This is a genomic window from Mesorhizobium sp. M7A.F.Ca.MR.362.00.0.0, assembly GCF_004023175.1.
Classification (GTDB): domain Bacteria; phylum Pseudomonadota; class Alphaproteobacteria; order Rhizobiales; family Rhizobiaceae; genus Mesorhizobium.
This window is the reverse complement of the sequence record NZ_RZTF01000780.1, coordinates 1-1,136: the sequence shown is the minus strand read 5'-3', so window position 1 is coordinate 1,136 and position 1,136 is coordinate 1. Positions and strand designations below refer to the sequence as shown.

At 57.6% G+C, this 1,136-nt stretch carries 1 protein-coding gene and 1 pseudogene; one reads left to right on the top strand and one right to left on the bottom strand.

Translation table 11 applies throughout. The annotated features are described in order from the left end of the window. Positions 1-204: 204 nt before the first annotated feature. Positions 205-594 carry a hypothetical protein gene (locus tag EOC06_RS37645; protein ID WP_128310141.1) on the bottom strand — a complete coding sequence of 130 codons (390 nt, stop codon included), beginning with the start codon at positions 592-594 and terminating at the stop codon, positions 205-207. 134 nt (positions 595-728) lie between these two features. Here EOC06_RS37645 and EOC06_RS37640 point away from each other — a divergent pair. Then, positions 729-947 (top strand): annotated as a pseudogene (locus EOC06_RS37640) (transposase); the annotation flags it as partial. Positions 948-1,136 lie beyond the last annotated feature (189 nt).

Here is a 1,136-nt window from a genome sequence, read left to right as displayed (position 1 = left end):
TCATTACACAGCGCTGCAATGCCCAGGAGCCTCCGCAATGATACCCTAGGCCTTGCATACCCTCCACCATCCCGGTGTGCACTCCGTCTTCCAGCACGCCGGCCCGCAGCCACCCCACTTAAACACTGCCTGTAAGAATATGTTATTATATCAGCACATTAGGCGCGCGCCGGCGCGTATTACCACTACATTTTGGGGATGATCTCAGGCGAGTTGTTCGTCGAGGTTGTGTGGCAGAGCGATGCCAGATGCCTTGAAGACGTTGCCCACTTGGCCCGTAACGTGGGTTCTGGTGGTGACGATGCGACCATCCTTTTCGATGGTGGCTTCCTGGAGGCGGTCGAGATCGCGTAGGAGCGGCTGCCATTCGGGCGTCAGGCCTTTGGCCCGGCAGAGGCGGTACAGTTCCTTGCTGAGTACGAGCGCCAGGAACGAGCAAAACATATGTCCGCGGATGGCGGCATCGGATTGGTGGAAGATCGGCCGGGTATTGAAGGTTGCCTTGGTGGCGCGGAACAGGCTCTCGACCTCGAGCAAACCGCGATACCGCAGCACGGCCTGGAGCGGGGTCACCTTCGCGTTGGTCCGCACCACGGGGATGAAGTCGTACCGGGCTTCCTCGGCAAGCTTGGCGACATCGATCTTGAAGTTCTTGCCGCTGGCCTTGGTAACGCCGGTAGGCCGAGTTGCCGATCAGTGCCTTATCGCCCTTCTTGAGCTGTGCCTCGGCCGCCTATCTGGACTTCGTGGTAGAGATCATCCGCAGATCCGACGACCAGAAGGGCTTCGAAGTCTTACCCCGCCGCTGGGTTGTCGAGCGCACCTTCGGCTGGATGACAAGATGGCGCCGCCTCGTGCGCGACTACGAGAAGCGCATCGACGCCTCTCACGCCATGATCCTTGTCGCTATGGACGGCAATCTCATCCGCAGAAACGCTCATCCCTGAATTTCAAAACGGACTCTGACGGCCTTTGAACATATCGAACTCGCGAAAATTGATGCAGGGTTCCTCCGATGCGACCAGTTACCAAAACTGTGCAACACAACCTTTGATAGTACCTGAGTGGAACTTGACAAGTTCATTGACATCGTCTTTCTCACTTCGCGCGGCTTCGTGCTGTCTCAGCTAAAAGAC